At 38.9% G+C, this 20,544-nt stretch carries 18 protein-coding genes; 17 read left to right on the top strand and 1 reads right to left on the bottom strand.

From position 1 onward, the window contains the following. Window positions 1–17: 17 nt before the first annotated feature. The 17 genes from fliS (at window position 18) to ACVCDT_RS07550 (ending at window position 16,761) form a co-directional block, all read left to right on the top strand. On the top strand, window positions 18–449 hold the full coding sequence (gene fliS / locus ACVCDT_RS07470; protein WP_447132144.1) for a flagellar export chaperone FliS: 432 nt from the start codon (window positions 18–20) through the stop codon (window positions 447–449). Further along, a complete protein-coding gene (locus ACVCDT_RS07475; RefSeq protein WP_447132145.1) occupies window positions 446–754 on the top strand; it encodes a hypothetical protein in 309 nt (102 codons plus the stop codon). The genes fliS and ACVCDT_RS07475 overlap by 4 nt, the downstream gene beginning before the upstream one ends. 80 nt (window positions 755–834) lie before the next feature. Then, window positions 835–1,833, top strand: a complete 999-nt coding sequence (gene pseB, locus ACVCDT_RS07480; protein ID WP_447132146.1) for a UDP-N-acetylglucosamine 4,6-dehydratase (inverting) — start codon at window positions 835–837, stop codon at window positions 1,831–1,833. Window positions 1,834–1,844: 11 nt separating this feature from the next. Further along, window positions 1,845–2,990 carry a UDP-4-amino-4,6-dideoxy-N-acetyl-beta-L-altrosamine transaminase gene (pseC, locus tag ACVCDT_RS07485; RefSeq protein WP_447132147.1) on the top strand — a complete coding sequence of 382 codons (1,146 nt, stop codon included), beginning with the start codon at window positions 1,845–1,847 and terminating at the stop codon, window positions 2,988–2,990. Then, window positions 2,987–3,688 carry a pseudaminic acid cytidylyltransferase gene (pseF, locus tag ACVCDT_RS07490; protein WP_447132148.1) on the top strand — a complete coding sequence of 234 codons (702 nt, stop codon included), beginning with the start codon at window positions 2,987–2,989 and terminating at the stop codon, window positions 3,686–3,688. The genes pseC and pseF overlap by 4 nt, the downstream gene beginning before the upstream one ends. Next, window positions 3,681–4,745, top strand: a complete 1,065-nt coding sequence (locus ACVCDT_RS07495) for a glycosyltransferase family 9 protein (protein WP_447132149.1) — start codon at window positions 3,681–3,683, stop codon at window positions 4,743–4,745. The genes pseF and ACVCDT_RS07495 overlap by 8 nt, the downstream gene beginning before the upstream one ends. Further along, entirely contained in the window at window positions 4,738–5,790 is a 1,053-nt protein-coding gene (pseI, locus tag ACVCDT_RS07500; protein ID WP_447132150.1) for a pseudaminic acid synthase, read from the top strand. The genes ACVCDT_RS07495 and pseI overlap by 8 nt, the downstream gene beginning before the upstream one ends. Before the next feature lie 7 nt (window positions 5,791–5,797). Then, a complete protein-coding gene (gene pseG, locus ACVCDT_RS07505) occupies window positions 5,798–6,835 on the top strand; it encodes a UDP-2,4-diacetamido-2,4,6-trideoxy-beta-L-altropyranose hydrolase (RefSeq protein WP_447132151.1) in 1,038 nt (345 codons plus the stop codon). Then, window positions 6,832–7,425, top strand: a complete 594-nt coding sequence (gene pseH / locus ACVCDT_RS07510) for a UDP-4-amino-4,6-dideoxy-N-acetyl-beta-L-altrosamine N-acetyltransferase (protein ID WP_447132152.1) — start codon at window positions 6,832–6,834, stop codon at window positions 7,423–7,425. Before pseG ends, pseH begins: the two co-directional genes overlap by 4 nt. Beyond that, the gene (locus tag ACVCDT_RS07515) at window positions 7,422–7,676 is read left to right on the top strand and encodes an acyl carrier protein (protein ID WP_447132153.1); all 255 of its coding nucleotides are present in this window, start codon (window positions 7,422–7,424) and stop codon (window positions 7,674–7,676) included. Before pseH ends, ACVCDT_RS07515 begins: the two co-directional genes overlap by 4 nt. A 7-nt stretch (window positions 7,677–7,683) precedes the next feature. Then, the gene (locus tag ACVCDT_RS07520; protein ID WP_447132154.1) at window positions 7,684–8,970 is read left to right on the top strand and encodes an AMP-binding protein; all 1,287 of its coding nucleotides are present in this window, start codon (window positions 7,684–7,686) and stop codon (window positions 8,968–8,970) included. Window positions 8,971–8,986: 16 nt separating this feature from the next. Next, complete coding sequence (locus tag ACVCDT_RS07525) at window positions 8,987–9,712, top strand: SDR family NAD(P)-dependent oxidoreductase (RefSeq protein WP_447132155.1); 726 nt, start codon at window positions 8,987–8,989, stop codon at window positions 9,710–9,712. Between the two features lie 124 nt (window positions 9,713–9,836). Continuing rightward, on the top strand, window positions 9,837–10,745 hold the full coding sequence (locus ACVCDT_RS07530) for a LicD family protein (RefSeq protein ID WP_447132156.1): 909 nt from the start codon (window positions 9,837–9,839) through the stop codon (window positions 10,743–10,745). A gap of 343 nt (window positions 10,746–11,088) precedes the next feature. Next, the gene (locus ACVCDT_RS07535) at window positions 11,089–13,380 is read left to right on the top strand and encodes an HAD family hydrolase (protein ID WP_447132157.1); all 2,292 of its coding nucleotides are present in this window, start codon (window positions 11,089–11,091) and stop codon (window positions 13,378–13,380) included. A gap of 135 nt (window positions 13,381–13,515) precedes the next feature. Next, window positions 13,516–14,322, top strand: coding sequence for a class I SAM-dependent methyltransferase (locus ACVCDT_RS07540; RefSeq protein ID WP_447132158.1), 807 nt, complete (start codon window positions 13,516–13,518; stop codon window positions 14,320–14,322). Beyond that, complete coding sequence (locus tag ACVCDT_RS07545) at window positions 14,309–15,418, top strand: polysialyltransferase family glycosyltransferase (RefSeq protein ID WP_447132159.1); 1,110 nt, start codon at window positions 14,309–14,311, stop codon at window positions 15,416–15,418. Before ACVCDT_RS07540 ends, ACVCDT_RS07545 begins: the two co-directional genes overlap by 14 nt. A gap of 2 nt (window positions 15,419–15,420) precedes the next feature. Further along, window positions 15,421–16,761 (top strand): hypothetical protein, encoded by a 1,341-nt coding sequence (locus ACVCDT_RS07550; RefSeq protein WP_447132160.1) that lies wholly within the window; start codon window positions 15,421–15,423, stop codon window positions 16,759–16,761. Between the two features lie 167 nt (window positions 16,762–16,928). Here the strand turns inward: ACVCDT_RS07550 and ACVCDT_RS07555 are convergent, their stop codons facing one another. Beyond that, entirely contained in the window at window positions 16,929–20,453 is a 3,525-nt protein-coding gene (locus tag ACVCDT_RS07555) for a motility associated factor glycosyltransferase family protein (protein WP_447132161.1), read from the bottom strand. Between the last annotated feature and the right edge of the window lie 91 nt (window positions 20,454–20,544).

Consider the following 20,544-nt stretch of genomic DNA (forward strand, 5'->3'; position numbering starts at 1 on the left):
ATTTATAGGAATATATCATGGCGTTAAAAGGTATCAATGCCTATAAAAAAGGCAACTTAAAGCAAGATATTACCCAGGCCGATCCGCATAAACTTACCTTAATGTTAATGCAGGGTGTGTTAGATAAGCTTGCTTATACTAAAGGCTGTATTGAAAGAAAGGATTATGCAGGTAAGTCTGAGCACTTATCCCGTGCCACCGCGATTTTAATGAATTTACGTGACACCCTTGAGTTAGAAGCTGGGGGAGAGGTGGCAGAAAATTTATTTGCCCTCTACGACTATATGATCCAAAGATTGATTGATGCCAATGTACAGAATAGCTTGAAGATTGTGGATGAAGTGATTACTCTGTTTTTACCGATTAAAACGGCCTGGTCGCAAATTCCCGAGTCTGCTAAGCAAGAAGCGTACGAATTGCAAAGGCAAAAACGTCAAGCTGCAGTTTGAAAACATTAGAACTCGATCACTCATATACACCCAAACAGTTAACAGTCATCAATCAGGATCTGGCCGCCTTGCTTTCAAGCGCAGATCCTGATCAAGCTCAGTTTTTAAAACTGGTGTCTCAGCGCGACGAATTTATCCAAAATTATCTTAAAACCCTCGACAATCCACTTAAAAAAGACTTTGTTAATGCCGAACTTAAAGTAAATGGCGCGTTAGTTGCTTATGCTGAACAATCTTTTAAAGCGTCATTAAAACAACTAAGTGGATTAGTTCGAGGTCGCAAGGCAGTCAAAAAATACAAGTGAAGCGAAAGCTAATCACGGGTATTATCCTAAAGACTAGTGCTTGAAATGACGTCATAACAATATAAATAATAAGGTCGTGTATGTTTGATAATAAAACAATCCTAATAACGGGCGGCACGGGGTCTTTTGGTAAACGCTTTTCTGCCTATTTATTAAAACATTACTCTCCGAAAAAAGTCATTGTTTACTCTAGAGACGAATTAAAACAATTCGAAATGCAGCAGCAGTTTACATCGCCTTGTATGCGCTTTTTTATTGGTGATGTACGCGACAAAGAACGCTTAAAAGCTGCCATGCGCGATGTAGATTATGTGGTACATGCCGCCGCTTTAAAACAAGTACCAGCGGCTGAATACAACCCTAATGAATGCATTAAAACCAATATATACGGTGCCCAAAACGTAATAGATGCGGCCATAGAAACCGACATCAAAAGGGTGATTGCTTTATCAACCGATAAGGCAGCGAATCCAGTAAATTTGTATGGGGCAACTAAACTAGCCTCAGACAAGTTATTTGTTGCAGCAAATAATATATCAGGGGCTAAAGGTCCACGTTTTGCCGTAGTGCGTTATGGCAATGTAGTAGGGTCACGAGGCTCAGTGGTGCCATTTTTCCGTCAGTTGCTGAATCAAGGTGTGACTAAGCTGCCAGTCACCCACGAAGAAATGACCCGTTTTTGGATTACCTTAGACGAAGGTGTAGAATTTGTGGTGAAAAACTTCCAGCGTATGCATGGTGGTGAAATCTTTGTTCCAAAAATTCCGTCAATTCGCATTATTGATTTAGTGGAGTCGATAAGTGGCAATAGAGACTATGAATTAGTGGGTATTCGCCCAGGAGAAAAACTGCATGAGGTGATGGTGCCAGAAGAAATGGCTCATCACTCATTAGAATTTGATGATCATTATGTGATCACGCCAGCCATTAAGTTTTTTGATAAAACGGTTAATTACCTAGAAAATAAACTAGGTGAAAAAGGTCGACAAGTAGAAAGTAAGTTTGAATACCATTCTGGTACCAATCCACACTTTTTAACTGTACAAGAGTTGCAAGCACTTGATAAAGAAACACTATAAAGGCTAATCACATGATCCCATACGGACAACATTGGGTTGATGAGCAAGATATAGACGCTGTGGTAGAGGTTTTGCGTCATCAGTTTTTAACTCAAGGTGCTATGGTTCCGAAATTTGAACAAGTCTTATGTGACTATACTCAAAGCCAATATGCCATAGCAGTAAATAGTGCCACCTCGGGTTTACATGCGGCGTGTTTAGCTGCCGAATTAGGGCAGGGCGATTGGCTGTGGACTGTGCCTAACTCTTTTGTTGCATCGGCAAATTGTGGTTTATATTGTGGCGCAAAAATTGACTTTGTGGATATCAATCCAAGTACTCGAAATTTAGATGTACAGGCCCTTGCAGACAAACTATCCGAAGCTAATAAATTAAACTGCTTACCTAAAGTTTTAGTTGTTGTACATTTCTCTGGGGCAAGTTGTGATATGCAGGCCATTTCTGCCTTAACCCAAAATTACGGAATAGTTGTAATTGAAGATGCAGCTCATGCTCTTGGTGCTAGTTATTTAGGCAATAAAGTCGGCAGCTGTCAGTTTTCAGATATGACAGTGTTAAGTTTTCATCCAGTTAAATCTATTACCAGTGCCGAGGGTGGTGCTGTACTAACCAATAGCTCGGCTTTCGCAGAAAAATTAAAACTGGTGGCAAAACATGGGGTAACAAGGGACCCGGCTCAAATGCAAGGAGATAGTCATGGCCCTTGGTATTACCAACAAATAGCCCTAGGTTATAATTATCGTTTAAGTGATGTACATGCCGCTTTGGGCTTATCTCAACTTAAAAAGTTAGACTCTTTTATTCAAAGACGCACCGAACTCGCCCTGCGCTACCAAAGCCTACTGAGTGATTTACCTTTAACCTTGCCTGTTATTGATGAGCATAACCCCAGTGCATGGCATTTGTATATGGTAGAGCTTAAGGCGCATAGCAGAGATAAAATCTACGCATCATTACAAGCAAAAGGAATAGGGGTGAATGTGCATTATATTCCCATTCATCTACATCCTTATTACCAAGAATTAGGCTTTAAAAAGGGCGATTTTGCGGTGTCAGAAACCTTTTATCAACACGCCTTAACTTTGCCATTGTTTCCAAGCATGACCAACCAACAACAAGATAGGGTCAGTCATGTATTGCATGAGGTACTGCAATGAATATTGCCATCATTCCAGCTCGTGGTGGCAGTAAGCGTATTCCCAACAAAAATATTAAAAATTTTGCTGGGCAACCTTTGATTGGCTATTCCATACAAGCGGCTCAACAAAGTGCTGTGTTTGATAAAATTTTAGTTTCTACCGATAGCCAAGCAGTGGCAGAGGTGGCCTTGCAATACGGTGCCGAGGTGCCCTTTATGCGGCCAGAACATTTATCCAACGACCTTATTGGTACCCGCCCAGTCACTAACCATGCCATTAGTTATTGTATTGAGCAGGGCACTAAGCCAGATTTTTGTTGTTGTATTTATGCTACTGCGCCGTTTTTACAAAGTCATTATTTACAACAAGGCTTGCTCGACCTTAAACAGCATCCGGCTAAAGCCTTTGCTTTTTCGGTTACCAGTTTTGCTTTTCCAGTACAAAGAGCCTTAGTTAAAACAGCTGATGGGGTTGCCCCTATGTTTGCTAAGGATATAGCTAAACGCTCACAAGATTTGCCCGAAGCCTATCATGATGCTGGGCAGTTTTATTGGGGACGTACAAACGATTATTTATCAGATAAAGGCATATTTAGTCAGCACAGTTTAGCTGTAGTACTGCCTCGTCATTTAGTGCAAGACATTGATACCCCAGAAGATTGGCTACGCGCTGAATTAATGTACAAAGCCTACATGCAGGAGCGGGGCAATGACTGAGGAAAACACGCAACAGCCAGACAAAGTTTTGATCATTCGTATGCTGTCGACCGCAGATGCTTTTGCCATTGGTTTACCTGTAGTGCAACTTTATCAAAGGCGATTTCCGCAAGCTGAGATTCATTTTTTAACCTTTGAACAAGGTGGGCAGCTGATTGCTAAAGCCGCGCCTCAGGTCAAAATACATAAAGTAGAAAGCCAGCAGTGGCCAGATGATTTCTTTTTAGCTATGGAGTCGTTTTTAGGTTTAGCTGAACACATAATTGGCCAGCAATACAGCCAAATTATCAATCTAGACACAGCATTTATGCCTTGCTTTTTAAGCCGCTTTTTAAAAGATGCATTAGAGCCTGTAGTTGGCAATTACTTAAGTCAGTCTGTGCAACAGTTATTAGATAAAGTCCAAGACCAAAGTTTACAAGCTGATTACGTAAACCAAGCCAGTCAGTATTTATCTAGCACTTTTAGCACAATTTATAAGTGGCATGGCAGTGCTTGGCAGATGGGTAATTTACCCGAAGGCGGCTACCAAGAATATTACTTAAGGCACTGTTGTGGTTTAGAAGTTAAGGATCTGTCGCTTAAATTAGCCATTACCCCAGATAAAAGGCTAGCCAAGATAGCCAAACAGCAAAATGTGATTGGATTATGTTTTAGCCAATCAGAAGATGGTTATCTGTATCCTTACCCTAATGAATTAAAAAAAGCCTTAGAGGGCCTAGGTTATTATGTTTGGTTAGATTCTGACACCAACAATGATCCCCTCAGTTTGTGCAAAATGTTAGCTGCAAGTCATTTATTTGTTGGTAAAGCCAGTGGCTTAAAATGGTATGCACAAGGGGTAGATTGCCCCAGTTTAATCATTAGTGGTGACAGCCAAGCTGAGGTTTTTATGCCCGATTTTGCTACTGAGCCTACGCCACGCTGTGAACAACACGGGCAAGCAAATCATGGGTTAAGCCCAGCCTTAGTTTGTAGTTGTGACAAGCCAATTGATTTAGCCGAAAGTATTCAATCCATTTTTGACCATTTTGCCCAAGAGCATAACCATGCGTGATATTCATATAGCCAATAGAAAAATTGGACCCAAGCATAAGCCATTTATTATTGCTGAGCTTAGTGGCAATCATAATCAGCAGTTAGACTTAGCCTTAGATATGGTGCAAGCCGCGGCTAATGCTGGAGCCGATGCAATTAAGCTGCAAACTTTTACTGCCGATAGCATGACATTAGATGTGGATAATGCTCATTTTGTTATCCAAGAAAAAGACAGTTTATGGCATGGCGAATCGTTACATGCTTTGTACCAAAAAGCTGCCACTCCCTATGCTTGGCATCAACCTTTATTTGATAAAGCCCAGTCTTTAGGCATGCTCGCCTTTAGTTCACCTTTTGATGAACAGGCGGTGGACTTTCTTGATGAACTCAATGTGCCTTGTTATAAAATTGCCTCTTTTGAATTAACCGATTTGCCACTTATTCGTAAAGCCGCAAGTAAAAACAAACCATTGATTATGTCTACTGGAATGGCCAGCTTAACCGAGATTGAACAAGCGGTAAGCGTAGCCCGCAATGCCGGTTGCAACGATATTATCTTATTAAAATGCACTAGTACTTATCCGGCCGAGCCTACCCAGTCTAATATTCTTACCATACCCCATTTGCGAGAGGCTTTTGGTTGCCAAGTGGGGCTATCGGATCATACTGCTGGCGTAGGGGTGTCGGTAGCGGCTGTGGCACTTGGTGCAAGTGTAATAGAAAAACATTTTGTATTAGATCGTCAAGCTGGTGGGGTAGATGCGGCATTTTCTTTAGAGCCTGATGAATTGTCGTCGCTGGTAAAAGAAACCACCCGAGCTCATCAAGCATTAGGTCAAGTGACTTATGGTGGCAGTCCAGCCGAAGAAAAGTCTAAACAATATAGACGCTCAATTTATGTAAGTGCCGATATTCAACCAGGCCAAAAGTTAAGCCCAGATAATATTCGTATAGTAAGACCCGCTTTTGGACTCGCCCCTAAGCATTGGGACAAAGTCATGGGAAAAGTAGCCAAACAGCCTTTAGTTAAAGGCACCCCTTTAGATTGGTCGATGTTCGAGTGAGCTCTGTATGCGCGTAGCGTTTCGAGTAGAAGGCACCCCTAAATTGGGTTTAGGTCACATCATGCGTTGTATGGCCTTAGCTCAAGGTTTGCATAAGGCTGGGCATCAAGTGTTTTTTTTTATGTCAGAGGTGTCATCACAATTTTGCCAAAATCGTAGTGATTGGTTAGGCGAAATTATACCTTTAATTGACTTAGACCCATCAAAACAACCAGAGTGGTTAGTAGAGCAGTGTTGCACGCTTAAGGTTGATTGGTTAGTGCTTGATGGTTATCAATTTGAGCAAAGCTATAGGCGCTTTTTGTCATCAAAACATTTTAAGCTGGCGGTGTTTGATGATCTTAATAATAGCGGCGAGCTGTATGCCGACTTAGTTATAAATGGGGCGCCAAAAGCCCATGAGTTAAACTATCTTACAAAGGCGCCTAATGCCAAATTGGCCATAGGAAGTCAGTTTCAAGTGTTAAGGCAAGAGTTTTTTCAGGTTGAGCGAAACAATTGGTCATCGCGAAACAACCTAAGCTTAATGTTTGGGGGCAGTGATCCTAAAAATATGACCATAAAATTACTCGCAGCATTGCAAAAACAAGCTGCCACTATGCCTATTACGGTCATTACTGGTGCGGCCTACGAAAATCTACCCCAATTAACCCATTTACTTAAACACAGTCAGTTAAAGGTCAAGCATATACACAACTGTCAAAATATGGCCAAAGAATTAGTGCACAGTAAACTGGCGGTATCGGCGGCTGGTGGCAGTCAATTTGAGTTACTGGCCTGCGCTGTACCCGCTTTTTTGGTGGTGGTCGCAAACAATCAGTTGCCAGCCACCCAAGCCGCGGCTAATCAAGGCTGGTGTCATTTGATTAAGCAGGATGAAGCAGAAATAGATGAATTAGCTAAACAGTGTTTGTCAGTGTGGCAAAATCCAGAGTTATTGCAGCAGATGCATAAATTAGCCTTGGCACAGCCGGTAATAGATGGCGCTCAAAACATAGCGCAGTTAATGTTAGCTCAGACTCAGCAAAGTGAGAGGCCAAGATGACCGCCCAGATCCCAAGCCATGCCTTTACCCCTCTACAACAAGCGCACCTTAAATTAGTGTGGCAATGGCGAAACAGCCCTCGGATAAAACAAAATATGCACAATGATGCCCCAGTAAAATGGGAAGAACATTGCGCTTGGTTTGAATCATTGCAAAAAAACAGCAGCCGTCAATTCTTTGTGTTTTTACAAAATCAGCGCCCAATTGGAGTACTAAATTTTTCTGACATGCACACAGCTACGCCAGAGTGGGGATGTTATTTAGGCGAAACCAATGTATGGCCAGGTAGTGGTATTATTTTAGAATTCGCCGCGTTAGATTTTGCAGCTCAGCAGCGGCCATTTAGTCATTTGTTGGCGCAAGTGTTGTCCTTTAATCAGGCGGCCAATAAAATGCATAAAGTGTTTGAGTATGAACAAGTTAGAAGTGAAAAAGGTGGGCAACGAAACGGCCAAGATTACGATATACTGCATTACAGTTATGAGCTTAAGTTGTGGCCAGCAAAGCGCGACAAAATACTTAAAAAGCTGCCTAAAAATATCGCCCTAGCTGCGGATAAAATTGAATTTTTAGAAATGGGATCAAAGTGAACTTAGAACAACAAATTAAACAAGCCATGCAGCAAGTTGCCGAATTAAGCGACTGCACCCTAATTGAGCCAATAGAAGCTAACACTTTGTTGTTAGAGTGTGGCTTAGACTCTCTAGGTTATGCCATGTTAGTGGCACAGCTTGAAGAAGACTTAGGGTTTGACCCTTTTACCGAATTACAAATCGAGACTTACCCTAGTACTTTTGCTGAGTTTTTAGCGATTTATCAATTAGCTGCGCAGCAGCAATAACTCTGCCATGCCTAGCCTGCTAGAGAGATTACAAAGTCTGCCCAAAACTGGGGTGATAAGTTGCGCAGGTAAAAATGTGAGGGTAGAGGAGTTGATGCTTAGAGCGGGTGAAGTTAGGCAACAGCATCCACAACTTGAAGGTCAAAGCATTGCTTTAAATTACACCAATTTAGTGGAATTTATTAGTGCTATTATGGCTTTTGATGGCTGGTGTTCTGCCCTATATCTATGCCCACTTAAAGTGCATCCAGCGCAAATAGATTCAATAAAATGGCCACTGGAAAATAACAATCTTGGGCCAATCATAGCTAATGTGACTAGCTATGACTTAACAAGCGAATCAAGCTCTTGGTTTTTAGCTACATCGGGTACTACAGGTCAGCCAAAATGGTATTCACACTCATTTGAAGCATTAACCGCCAGCACTAAATACAGTGAGCAATTACAAAGCTTAAACTGGGGATTGTTGTATCAACCCTTTCGATATGCTGGACTGCAAGTCGTATTGCAGGCTTTATTAAGTGGCGCTGATTTAGTGGATGCCGCTGAGGTTGAACCTTTAGAACTAATGGCAATATTGAAACAAAACAATGTCAGCGCTATTTCGGCCACCCCTAGTTTGTGGCGACAATTATTAATGACCGGGCAATTGTCAGAGCTATCCCTAAGGTATTTGACCTTAGGTGGTGAGATTGCCGATCAAAGTGTGTTAGATAAGCTTAAAGCTTTATTTCCAAAAGCAAAATTACGCCATATTTACGCTTCTACCGAAGCTGGCGTTGGCTTAATTGTCAGTGATGGTTTGGCCGGTTTTCCGCTTAAATGGCTTGATGATAAAAAAAGAGCTGTTGGGCTAAAAATATCAAATGAGCAAAACTTAATGGTTAAGCCCAAATTTAACCTTAGCCAAAACTTAGCTTTGCAAACCGATAGTCAAGGTTACTTAGATACTCAAGATAAGGTGGAAATTGTAGGTGATAGGGTGCGGTTTATAGGCCGAGCAACAGGCACCATTAATGTAGGCGGCAATAAAGTTCAGCCCGAAAAGGTGGAGCAAGTGTTATTACAATCGGCTGATGTTCTGCAAGCTAAAGTGTATGCTAAAAAAAGTGCGTTGATGGGGGAGTTAGTAGTGGCTGATGTCATAGTTACCTCAAATGCTGCTGAGCAACAGGTTAAAGCTCAACTATTGAAATTATCCAAAGAGCAATTGCAACGCTTTGAAATACCAACCAAGATTAACCTAGTGCAGCAAATTAAGCATGATCCTAGTGGCAAGTTAAATAGAAAGTGAAACAGGAAGCAAACACATGACAGATTACGTCATTATTACCGGAGCCAGTAAGGGCTTAGGCTTGGCGATTTGCCAACAAGCAGTAGAGCAAGGTTATGGCGTGATTGGTATCGCTAGGCAGCTTTCTGACGATTTTTCTGCTTTAAAACAAGCTCATCCAAAGACTGTGCACTTTTTGTCTGCAGACTTAGCGAAGTTAGATGCCTTGTCAGAACTGTGCAAACAAATCATAAAACAATTTGGACGACCTTACGCTTTAATTAATAACGCAGCGGCCGGGCATGATGGAGTATTAGCCACTATGCCAAACTCAGCCATTGAACATCTGTTGCAACTCAATGTGCAAGCGCCTATTTTACTCAGTAAATATTTAGTCCGTTCTATGCTATTAAACCGCAAGGGTCGTATCATCAATATTTCTTCTATCATAGCCAAAACGGGTTTTAACGGCCTAAGTGTATATGCAGCCAGTAAAGCCGCATTAGAAGGATTTAGCCATTCGTTGGCACGTGAAGTAGGCAAAGCAGGGATTACAGTAAACTGTGTGGCACCAGGTTATATGCAAACAGACATGACCAACAGTTTACAGGGCGATAAATTAGAAAGTGTAAAACGCCGCAGTCCTTTAGGAAAATTAGCCACAGTAGAAGACGCGGCAGCCATGGTAGTGTATTTGCTTAACGAAAAAGCCGCGGCCATTACCGGTACAGTAATGACTGTAGATGCCGGAAGTACGGCTTAGTGTAGTAAACAGGCTAGATTAAAGTCGATTCAAGGCAAGCCGATACTGACTACTAAGTAAAACAAAATTTGTGATTAAAAGAAGAGCCAAACATGCCACAATGTTTCACTGAGAATCGGTTATTGTGAATCATCCAGCCTCAAGAGTGGTGATCTTTGGTGCCAGTCTGTCTGGCTGTTCGGCGTTTAAAGATATTGCTGATCTCTATGACGTAATAGCATTTTCCGACAACGACAGTAAAAAGCACCATACTCAAATTGAAAATATCCCAGTTGTTGCACCTTCTGAAATAGCTGCATTAAAGCCAGAGCTTATTCTGATCGCCAGCGAGTTTTTTGAACAAATTCAAACTCAACTAAAGCATCTAGTGCCAGATATAAAAGTTGAAGTATTACCTGCGCGGCTGATTAAACCCATACAACTTAAACACTCGCATCGCCAAGGACAAACGGCGGTAGACTTACTGTTGATGCTGTGCAAAAACTTAAGTTTGCATAAGGTACCGCATTATATAGACGCAGGCACTTTATTAGGGGTCTACCGAGATAACGCCTTGATCCCTTGGGATGATGATTTAGATTTTGCCATTAACGCTGACTATTTAACCCATAGCATCAGTGTACTAGACTCGCTGCTGCCCAAAATGCGTGAGATAACAGGTGTAACCTGGACCTTGCATCAATATATTAATCAGCAAACCTTCGGAGCGGTACCAATTGGCGCCATACGAGCGCTAAAGTTATTACCTAATGATGAAAGACATGTTTTTCCAGGCATCGACTTTTTTGTTAAATATATCCAAGGGCAATACATGGACTATTGTTTGGCCTCCCGTGGGTTTCGAATGCCAGCTAAGCACTTTAGTTCTACCCCTAGTCATGAGTTTGCTGGCGGTTTGGTGTCTTTTCCTAATGAAGTAGAACACTATTTAACGGGTCATTATGGTGACTGGCAAACCCCGAATAAAGACTGGTCGTTAAGCGAAGTTAAGTCGGCTACAGTGTTTCAGGGGGAAGTGAATAAAAAGCACTAATGTATTAGTAAAGTTTAGAATGCCAAAGATTTGAGACAAATGCTCGAAGTTGGAAAGTGTTGATAATTAAACTTAATCTATTAGTGCAGGTGTTAATGTTTTTATTTATGAAGTCGATATTATTAGAAATGCTTGATTTCTTTGCTTTATTTCTGCCTGACAGGAGCTGAATTGAATGATCAAGCTTAAGTCATTAGCCTATTAAAAAGTAGAGTCCAGAATATGGAAAATGGACCTTGCCATTTCTTTGCATTCTTATAAAGCATTAGGTTTTCAGCACTTACACCATTACATATTCATTAGGTACGTAGAATTTTAGTTGAGCGGTTTAGGTTATTTAATAATGTCAGAAATAGTTAAAAAATTGCTGAGTGCTATCAAAACAAAGAACATTAAAGTCGTTTCATTTGATGTGTTCGATACTCTTGTCTTTAGAAAAGTTTCGCGCCCTAATCAGGTATTTTCGCTCGCATATCAACATTTTAACCAAAACATGCAGTTAGCAATCTGTGCTGAAGAGTATAGAGAGCTCAGAGTAAATGCAGAAAAACGGGTGAAAAGAAATGTTGCTCATGGCGAAGTTAGTTTGGGTGATATATATGCAAGTTTGCCATTTTCGACACAGATAAAGAGCGAACTAAAACAAGCTGAACTGGAAGTAGAACAGCAAGTCAGCTTCGTTTTTCAGCCTATGTATGAGTTTGTTGTTGGCTTACGTAAACTTGGCATTGATGTATTTTTTATTTCAGACATGTATCTGAGCCGCGAGCAAATACGTAAGTGTTTTTTTGCTGATTATCCATTATTAGAATCTATACCACTGCACGTTTCATCAGAATATAAATTGAATAAAGCTTCCGGACAAATATTTAACTTTTTGGCAGAGAAGTACAGTATTAATAAATCAAATTGGATGCATTTAGGAGATAACAAAATCTCAGATTTTGAAATGCCTTTGCTGCAAAAGCTGGATGCGCGTTGGTTATCACCTCAATTAGATGCATTAAAAATATTTCATTTAGAAAGTACCTTAAGTACCGAAGAGCAATACTTTAATGCCGCTCGATTTTTATCATCAACCCACAAGCAAGCTAAACACAATCCTATAGCCTTTGAAATTGGGGCACTAGTTTGCGGTCCGGTGTTACTTTCTTTTGTTGATTGGATAATAGCGCAAACTCTTAAAGTTAATAGCAATTGTATATTGTGTTTAATGAGGGAGGCTGAAGTATTTGCCCCGCTAATTGAATTGCGTCTTAAACAAAAATCAATTCAGGACATAAGGGTCAAAAAGCTTTATGCATCGAGGAAATCAACTTTTTGGCCTTCTATAAATATCGAATGTACTCATTGGTTTGAAGATCTTATTTACACTCTCGTACAAAGGCGCGGTTATACAGTTGACGACTTTTATCGAGACTTTTTAATGGAGCCTGATGAAGTTTACATTGCACATAAAAACGTATTAGTACGCGATGCTGACGGGGTATTTCATCAAGGTCAAAACCTATTAAAGCAATTGACCACCGCCGCCCGATTAAATAGCCAAGTAGTAAAACAATATATAGTTAAACAAAAAACGCTCTTTACTCGATATTACCAGCATAATATTGGCGAAGAATTTAGTCAGTGTACAGTAGTAGATTTGGGGAATGGTGGTACCATTCAGTACCAAATACAAGCTATTTTAGATAACAAATGTGCTGGAAATTTGTTGTTCTATTCGTCTGACAGGATTTATCGATATTCTGATTCTACTTATTACTCCAGCTTTATAAATGCGCAGACTGACCAAGGAAATTTACGCCAGATTTTATCGCGTTCGCCAGAATGTCTTGAGCCATTTTTAGTGGGAGATTGTGGCACCACTCTTGGTTATGCTGACGATAAAGTTGGCTCACCTGTTACTGCAGATCATTTGTCTAAAAACTCTGCGCCAGTTCTAGATTTTATGCGAGGTGTACTTAACTACTTTGAGCAGCATCACGAGTTGGGGTTTGGTAACGTTGTCGTTCAACAAGTCATTCCTATTTTGTATCGTTATATTCAACTTCCTACTAAAGCGGAAGCTGAATTGTTCACCGAAATTTTGCATCAAGATAATTTTGGTTCAAATGATTCCTATCCCATAGTGACGCCAAAACAAATCGACGAAGTTAGAAATTGGGGAGTGAACAATTTTTATCAAGAATTTTGTCGCTATCCCAATGTTAAAGTAGGTAAAATTCACTGGCCTCAAGCCGTTATAACCTTGTTATCAGAGCGCTTTTTGTCTCGCCAAATGGGCCTAATGTCAATGGACACAGACAGTGATGTTATAAATTTACTTGAACGACTGTTAGAGCGAAAGTGGGATAAATTTGCTGTTTATGGGGCGGGTATATTTTTCGAAAAGTTAATGCCTTATTTGCAGAAACATAATTTGCAGGTGGAATGTTTAATTGATCGAAAGGCCGAAATCTCGGGAACATATCAAGTTGCGAATTTTGATGTGGTTAGCCTAGATTCTGCGTTGCAGTCAGGTACCACAAAAATTTTGATCTCTTCTTTTGCCTTTAAAGATGAAATTGCCAGAAATATTTATGATCAGTCCTGTAAGGGAAATTTCAAAAATGTAGAAATTTTGAGTTTGTGATTGAAAAGTGAGCTTTTACTTTAGTTTTTGAATGTTGAAACAGTACGTTAAAGCATTAGCTTATGTCACTAAACCTAGAATGACGGCGTACTCCTAACTAGCAAAATGTAAATTGTAATCTAATAGGAAATAGTTATGAAAAGACAACTTTTAATCCACTCATTAAGTGAGTTACAGAGTATTTATTTGCCTATTTTGCAATTGATAAATGCTAAAAAAATAGGCGAAATAGGGGTTGAGTTTGCAGGCAATACCAAGGTGCTTATTGAGTTACTCGAAAAAACTCATGGAGAGCTTTTTTCTATCGACCCAAAACCTAATGAAGAAGTTGAAACTCTTTTTAATCAACACAGTGTTGCAAATCTTTTCAAAGGAAAAAGTTTAGACGTCATCACTGAGTTACCATCGATGTGTGCTTGGTTTATCGATGGTGACCATAATTGGTACACAGTGTTTAACGAACTATCAGCGATTCATAAAACTGAAAAAAGCCATGCAGAAGGACATTCAGTTATTTTTTTGCATGACATTGGGTTTCCTTGGGCTTTTAGAGATCTTTATTACAATCCAAATGATATACCTAGTGAATATTTGCATCCTCACTGCTGGGAAAGTGGCGTTTTACATGACAACACAGCAGAAAAAAACAAAGGTTTCAGAGGAATGGGACATTTTGCCATTGCAACACAAGCAGGAGGAGATAAAAATGGCGTGATGTGTGCTGTTAATGATTTTTTAGCACAACATTCTGATGCCTATAGCTTCTACAATATACCGGCAGTATTTGGTTTGGGAATATTGGTGCCAAAATCACATAAGTTTCACAATGAAATTCACTCGATTGTGCTTCCTTATGTTGATAATCCTTTGTTAAAAAAGCTTGAAGAAAACCGATTAGATAACTATTTAAAGGTCATTGAGTTGCAAGATGCAAGAAATTAAAAAAGTAGTATTTTTAGCTGACTTTTTAAGGTTTTCGGCCTTTTCTAAAGAGCCAATTGTAACCATAAAAAGTACTCAATGGCTTGCCAAAACATTAGATTTTCCTTTGCGCCAGGTTTTACAAAATATTGAGTTTCAGCAAAAATGGCATAAAAAAGGAGTAGATTCTTATGAGTACTATGCAGCTATAGGTAAGACACCAAATTTGGCTGGCTGGGCATCGTCTTTGTATGATATTAATGCTAATACCAAGTTGGACAAGCTTACTCAAAGAGACTTTGCAAACTCATTGGTGATAGGCTGTGAGCTACCCGAGGTACTTTGCCAGTCTTTTGAACGTAATGGAATTATCTATCTAGATACAGTCGCAAGTCCCATAAGATTTTCAGAAGATATTATAAACTGCTGGCGCTCTAACTATTTACCAATCCAACTAAAATTAGCTGAGTTCATGTACGACAAATCTTTGCATTATTATTTTGCAAATATGATTCAGGCGAAATTTATTTGGGCGGCTACAGAGAAGATTTGCGAAGAAACGGCCCTAATTGTAGGTCAAGTGAATGATGACAAATCTTTAATTGATAAAAAACTGGGTAAGTTAGTTTCACTCGATGCCTATGAGCATAATATATTAGAAATTTTAAAGAAATATCCTCAGGTTTTATATAAACCTCATCCATATTCGAATAACTCTGGCTATCTAGAAAAACTAATTAAAAGTAAAAAGTACAATATTAACTGTACAGATACTAATTATTACCAATTATTGTGCACGGAAAACATCTCTCATGTATATGGGATTAATTCTGGTTCACTTACCGAAGCTCAATATTTTAATAAACCTGCGACTCATTTTATGGATCCTCTCTATAATATCGCAGATTGCACAAATGCTGCTTCGATTGTAAATACACCTGTTGAAATAGGTCATCAATGGTTAACCCCACAATTTTGGAAAAGTATTCTCAAATCTGTAGTACAAGTAAATGAAGGCGAATTACCACGAATGGATCACTTGAGCTATAAAAATACTCTTAGAAGGTCTTTAAATGCAGATTGGAATTTTGCCCAAATAGACAAGGTAAAAGTGTAAAGATGATTGATGTGATGCTTTGTAGCAAGCACTTAAGGCTATCAATAGCCAGTCGATTAGACATTATAGTTAAGTATTTGTATGCATTAAATTACCTGGGTAAGTTGCCTAACTTTGCCAGTTTGGATACCAACGAGCTATACCATAAACATATCCATATTCGAACTGGTTCAAAGGAGCCTGGGGACGAGTCGAGGAAAAGCGATATAAATGATTTTTGTGAATTATATGAAGAACTAATTGAAAGCTTAAAGCAGGGATATAACGCTCAATTTCCCATCCCGATTTCTTCAAAAAACCAATTACCTCTTAATGGCGCTCACAGAATTGCCGCTTCACTTGCTTTAGGGGTTACTCCTGAAATTATTTTCAGTGACGAAAACATTGGGGGATCATGGGATTCAAATTGGTTTAAGAACGCCGGTTTTAGCAGAAATGAACTGAATATTATTATTAAAGCGTTTACTTACTCACAAAAATATCAAGACATGTATTTTTTTATACTTTGGCAGCCATCATCTGAGCTATGGGGGAGTATCGAAAAAGACTTATCTGAGTATTTTAATAAAGTGTATGAAGATGAAGAGTGCCTATCACAAGATAGCTTTAATGAGTTCGTTCGTGATGTATACAGTTATGATTGCGGGCCTAAAACAGCCCCTAATATTGAAAGGAAGTTAGCCTATTTAAACGAATCTGAAGGTCGATTTAAATACTTGATAATGGAATCGAAAGCACCATTAACGCCAAAAGACTTAAAAGCGATAAAACAGAAAATTAGAAAGAAATATCAAGATGTTTGCCCGCTAGATAAATTTATAACCTTACATTTTTCCGAGTCAAAAGGTGAGTTTAAGCATCTAGAAGATATTTTGTTAAATGAAGAAAACATGAAAGTTCTAAAAACACGTAGTCAGTTAAGTGAAGACTTTATTGATAAATTATATTGCTATCAACAAAAGCTAGAAGAATTAAACATTACTAAAAGTAAATGCTGTGTTGTTGGGTCGAGTATTCTTAATGGCTTAAATTTGAGGAAAGCAGATGATATAGACTTTACTTTATTGAAAAATGAACGAGACGAAAAGTTTGATAATGGCGTAACTAAAATGGGTGAAATAGATGTTGTTGCCTATAACTATGCTCGAACGTTTTCATTTAATGAAATGAAAGTTACAGATACTCAATTAATACAAAACCCTAAGTATCATATTTTCCTACGCGGACTGAAATTTGCACACCCCAAAATTGTCCTTCAGCGAAAACAACATCAAAGACGAAAAAAAGACATTGATGATATAAAATTACTTGGTCAATATTTGCGAGCAAACGCTTGCTTTTAATTATGGGGCCATTCTTTAACTAAGTTATCCCGTTTAGTTTTTATGTCATTTGCGCTTACCAAAGCCAGCTTTCAAAGATAAATTGCTCTAATTAACATAATTGGGACAGTCTAATCGCACAAGTATTAATCCCTTAGCATTTGGTTTATACAAAATTAAGGTAAATATTAATTCCCCTTAAGCTTTGAGTTAATTAACTTGGTTGCCATGTATTTGTGCGTTTGATAATCATTTTCAGACATTGACATGTAGAACAAGTCTTTTAGTTTCAATTGTTCTAATAATTCTACTGCTCTTGAGCCGTTATTTAGGAGCCCATGAGCACAATGACTATTTTTCTCAGCATAAAAACCAATAAAATATGAAAAATCAAAAGCTGTAAAATTGTGTTTGGGAAAGTTTAAAGAGGCGGCGCCTAATTGAATATTTTCTGACACTATATATTTAGGCATGACTAAACTGCACTTATTGGTATTAAAGCTGGCATTGAGTGCAGATCTTGCTAAAGAAATGGGATTAATAAATAAATTATCATCTTCGATTTCTAGCACTTTAAAATAGGTGAACCCATTAAAGGTGGTTGGTAAAGGTTCTTGGTCATTTACCATTAATATAGTATTTTTTTTACCTTTTATTGGGACATTAGATAAGCATTGGTTTTGGTAAATAATAAAATCTGGCTTTTCATAAACTTCAGTACAAATATCAGTATGATTTATAATTTTCACCTTATTTATCCAGGAAAATTCAGTCGTTAAGATATGCTTGAAACTTTCGGTAAATTTAATAGAGTCAGTGACAATAATTACCGAAGGATCCGGACAACTATACTCCATATTTATCAATTGTCTGGTTACTTTGTTGTATGAAGAAATATCAAAGTTTTCAATTTTATTCGCTGATATTAACCTCTTTATTTTTGCAAAATTACTTTGCCATTTTGATTTGGCATCTTGAAAAGTTTTAGAAGGTACCTCAGTTGTAGAAACTGAAAAAAGCAGTTTAGTCAGGACAGCATTTGCGTAGTTAACCGTGCCGTACAAGTAATAAAAAAGTAGAGAATGCCCATTTTTAAAGGAATCGAATAACATCTCTTTTTGATGTTTTATAAGCCAATCCGCTTGCTTATTTGTTGAAACTTTCTGAGTTAAAAGTAGCTCAAATTTGTTTAATTCTTGTTTTAGCAAGTCCTGAGAATATAAACGGTTAAATTTCTCAAGATAATTCTGCAAAAGTGAATTTGAAAAAACAATTCTAACTAGTTTTTCAGTCACTAAATTCTTTTGCTTCGCGTCCGAAACTATTAATAATTCACTAGGCCTAAGCGGCAATGTACCGGCTATTTTTGCTCCGTCACTGCAGTTGTAAAATTCTTGGCCTTTGGGTTTAGCGTTAGTGACTTGTTCTATCACCTGGCGCGACACCTTGAATTCGTGTTTGGTATTCACTTTTGGGCGAAAGTTGCCTGGTACCACTAGCGAAGTATTCGCACTGTCTTGATAGTTATATGTTTCTTGGCCATCGTCTTGGTAATAGCCAGAGGATTTTGAATGATGATGCTTAACATCTACAAAACCTAGATCAACGCCAATTAAATAGATGCTGGTAAAGCCAATCGTACTGAATAAGTCACAGACAAAATTACTAACGGTAGGGAAGGCATTTTGCAGTACTTGGTAGTTTTCGCGCCCCAGCACATTTAACGCCGAAATGGTTGAAGATTCCCCTTCTTTAAAGGCTATCATCACGTCTTTGTATAAATCACAGGTGTCTGGGTGAATACCGTTGCATGAGATTAAGGTGATCTTTTTTAAATAATCTAAATCACCAATTAACACGGCCCAATCGTAGGTGCTGCGGTTTTGTTCTATTTCTGCGTGAAAGTCTGGGGTTATGCCATGCCTATGTAAGGCTTGCAGAGCGGTGCCACAACTTACAACAATGGCTTGCTCTTGCCATTCTTTAATGGCCTCGATAGAGCTATCTAAAGACGGGCCATTGCCAACAATAAAAATCGGCACTTCTTTGTCATCGTAATTCAGTTGGCTGGCAGGGTTGGCGGTTAATATTGGGAGCTTACGGCGCATACCTTCAGTGGTGTGAGCTATACCGTAATAAGCATGATCAAAATATTCCCCCATAGATATCACCACTTGCAATTGCTCTCTTAATTGGGTGATAGCTGAATTTAGCGAAGCGTTGTAATAACTTTGATAAAAATAGGTACTGTTAAGTAAATAAGGCCCTATAGAGTAAAACTGGCTAAGTAGATCTCTAAATAAATTCGAGCCATCATCGCCAATATTTAGGTAAATACGTGAGTCTGATTGCTCTACTGTGGCAAAGATATGTTGCCAGTCTATGGCAAATAAAGACGCATAAAAAAAGTCGGGATTAGGCTCACAAATGAATAGCTTTTCTACTGTGTGATCTTGCAGTAGCTTTTCTAATTGGTAACCCACGCCTAACCCAAACATAATAATTGAAGGCACAGTATCGGGCAGGGCGCCCACTTCTTCTTCGGCTTCGGCCAGTAATTCTTCAGTTTGTTTAACAAATTGATAATGAATATAGTGCGCCAGCTTATTGCCTTTATAACCCAGCACTAGCCCATCTTTATTAGGTTGTTCATTAAAGTTTTCAAAATTAACAATGCAATCTTGTTTGGGCGATTCACTATACCAAGCATGCAAGCTGTCTTTTTTAATCACATTAACTTCGCCATTGGCTTGACTAACTGGTAGCCATTTTTTTGGCTGGTAGTCGCAAAACTCAGCATAAATATCCGGGAAATAACGTTTTAATGCTGCTAAATTTTGCTCAAACAAAGTGTTGGGTGGGGTTAAAAGTTGTTGGTTTTTGGGCTGATTTACAGGTGTCCAGCTGGGTAAGTAATCTAAATGTTGGGCTTCTGATTGAATGCTAAAACCCGCGTCTTGTATGGCTTTCCAACTACGCTCTGTAAGGTCTTGATACAAAGAGTCAAAGACTTGGTGATTATAGTGTTTGTATAAATAAAAGTCTTTGATGGCAAAGTGTTCAACTAACTCGTTGATATCTTTAATTAAGTCACGTCCGTCTTTTTCTAACTGCAAAAAGAGCGCGCAGCCTTGGGCTTTTGCTAGGCTTAATATGTCGTGCCAAGCTGTGGTCATTACTGAGCATTGAAAATATTGTAATTCCGGCTCGTAAATAATCAGATTTTTAATTTTATGCTGGCTAAGCAAGTGCTTAAGGTGCAAACCCAAGCCACATCCTAAAACAACTAAACACTCAACCTCTTTGGGTAAAGCAGGCATAGTCTGCAACTTTTGCATGCTGCTTAATTGTTCCAGTGAGTTTATGTCTTCAGGTTCGTTATAGCTAGACACCTGAGTTTGAGTGAGTTGGATCTGTGGGCAATGTTGACTAATTTGTTGATATTGAGCCAAGACTTCTTGTTCAGGAGCAAAACCATAAAAAGTCCGGCCCATACCATAGTCAACAATATTGTGTTGGCCGTCTTTGTTAATAAAAACCGAAAAATTGTCTAACTTGGGGTTTTCTACATAAGGTAATAGCGACGGTATATGCCGCATAAATGCATTAATGTTGTCGTGATGAGTTTGTAAAATATGACTGGCGAGTTGCGCATCAAGTTTAGCTTGTTGGTTTTCATCTTTCTCAAGGTGTAAACGAATGTTTTTTAACATGTTTGGTTTGACTCTTTGGGCTTTCGCTAGCGCTTTATTGGCTTATATTAAGCTATCGGCCTCGCTAAAAAAAGCTAAGTCACTGAAATTT

The organism is Paraglaciecola aestuariivivens, assembly GCF_052983255.1.

Excerpts from the sequence above, each read along its gene's own strand:
- fliS (WP_447132144.1), top strand. The coding sequence starts at position 18 with ATGGCGTTAAAAGGTATCAATGCCTATAAAAAAGGCAACTTAAAGCAA.
- pseB (WP_447132146.1), top strand. The coding sequence starts at position 835 with ATGTTTGATAATAAAACAATCCTAATAACGGGCGGCACGGGGTCTTTT.
- pseC (WP_447132147.1), top strand. The coding sequence starts at position 1,845 with ATGATCCCATACGGACAACATTGGGTTGATGAGCAAGATATAGACGCT.
- pseF (WP_447132148.1), top strand. The coding sequence starts at position 2,987 with ATGAATATTGCCATCATTCCAGCTCGTGGTGGCAGTAAGCGTATTCCC.
- ACVCDT_RS07495 (WP_447132149.1), top strand. The coding sequence starts at position 3,681 with ATGACTGAGGAAAACACGCAACAGCCAGACAAAGTTTTGATCATTCGT.
- pseI (WP_447132150.1), top strand. The coding sequence starts at position 4,738 with ATGCGTGATATTCATATAGCCAATAGAAAAATTGGACCCAAGCATAAG.
- pseG (WP_447132151.1), top strand. The coding sequence starts at position 5,798 with ATGCGCGTAGCGTTTCGAGTAGAAGGCACCCCTAAATTGGGTTTAGGT.
- pseH (WP_447132152.1), top strand. The coding sequence starts at position 6,832 with ATGACCGCCCAGATCCCAAGCCATGCCTTTACCCCTCTACAACAAGCG.
- ACVCDT_RS07520 (WP_447132154.1), top strand. The coding sequence starts at position 7,684 with ATGCCTAGCCTGCTAGAGAGATTACAAAGTCTGCCCAAAACTGGGGTG.
- ACVCDT_RS07525 (WP_447132155.1), top strand. The coding sequence starts at position 8,987 with ATGACAGATTACGTCATTATTACCGGAGCCAGTAAGGGCTTAGGCTTG.
- ACVCDT_RS07535 (WP_447132157.1), top strand. The coding sequence starts at position 11,089 with ATGTCAGAAATAGTTAAAAAATTGCTGAGTGCTATCAAAACAAAGAAC.
- ACVCDT_RS07540 (WP_447132158.1), top strand. The coding sequence starts at position 13,516 with ATGAAAAGACAACTTTTAATCCACTCATTAAGTGAGTTACAGAGTATT.
- ACVCDT_RS07545 (WP_447132159.1), top strand. The coding sequence starts at position 14,309 with ATGCAAGAAATTAAAAAAGTAGTATTTTTAGCTGACTTTTTAAGGTTT.
- ACVCDT_RS07550 (WP_447132160.1), top strand. The coding sequence starts at position 15,421 with ATGATTGATGTGATGCTTTGTAGCAAGCACTTAAGGCTATCAATAGCC.
- ACVCDT_RS07555 (WP_447132161.1), bottom strand. The coding sequence starts at position 20,453 with ATGTTAAAAAACATTCGTTTACACCTTGAGAAAGATGAAAACCAACAA.